At 67.1% G+C, this 641-nt stretch carries 1 protein-coding gene; it reads left to right on the top strand.

Features of this window, described 5'->3' with window-relative positions; all coding sequences use genetic code 11:
- Positions 1–99: 99 nt before the first annotated feature.
- Positions 100–641: ABC transporter permease subunit (locus QZH66_RS17920; protein WP_305807161.1), on the top strand; the 542-nt coding region annotated here is incomplete at its 3' end.

Raw genomic sequence — 641 nt, 5'->3', positions numbered from 1 at the left:
CGCGCTGGCGCCGCTGGGTGCGCGCGTGCGCGACATCAAGATGCACGAGCCATCGCTCGAAGACGTGTTCTTCGGCTTCGCCGATTGAAGGATCAGCTCATGGAATTGACGCAAATCTTCACCATTGCCGCGAAAGAGTTCCGCGACCGCATGCGCAACCGCTGGGTGCTCGCGGTGGCGCTGGTGTTCACCGTGTTCTCGCTGGTCATCGCCTACTTCGGCGGCGCGCAGCAGGGTGCCGTGGGCTTTCGCTCGATCGAGTTCACCATCGCGAGCCTGGTCAGCCTGGTGATCTACCTGATCCCGCTGATCGCGCTGCTGCTCGGCTTCGACGCCATCGTCGGCGAGCGCGAGCGCGGCTCGCTCGACCTGCTGCTCTCGCTGCCGATCACGCGGCTGGAGCTGCTGCTGGGCAAATACCTGGGCCTGGCGGCGGCGCTCACGCTGTCCACGCTGGCCGGCTTTGGCCTGGTGGCGCTGCTGCTGGCGCAGAAGATCGACGCGGCCGGGCTCTACCACTACGCCGGCTTCATGCTCAGCTCGGTGCTGCTGGGCCTGGCCTTTTTGAGCCTGGCGGTGCTGGTGTCGGTGCTGGCGCGCGACCGCACGCGCGCCTCGGGCCTGGCGATCGCTCTGTGGTT

Origin of the sequence: Stenotrophomonas sp. YIM B06876, assembly GCF_030711595.1 — a bacterium.
Taxonomy (GTDB): domain Bacteria; phylum Pseudomonadota; class Gammaproteobacteria; order Xanthomonadales; family Xanthomonadaceae; genus Stenotrophomonas.
The sequence above is the reverse complement of the archived record's forward strand: the minus strand, read 5'-3'. Positions and strand labels throughout refer to the sequence as shown.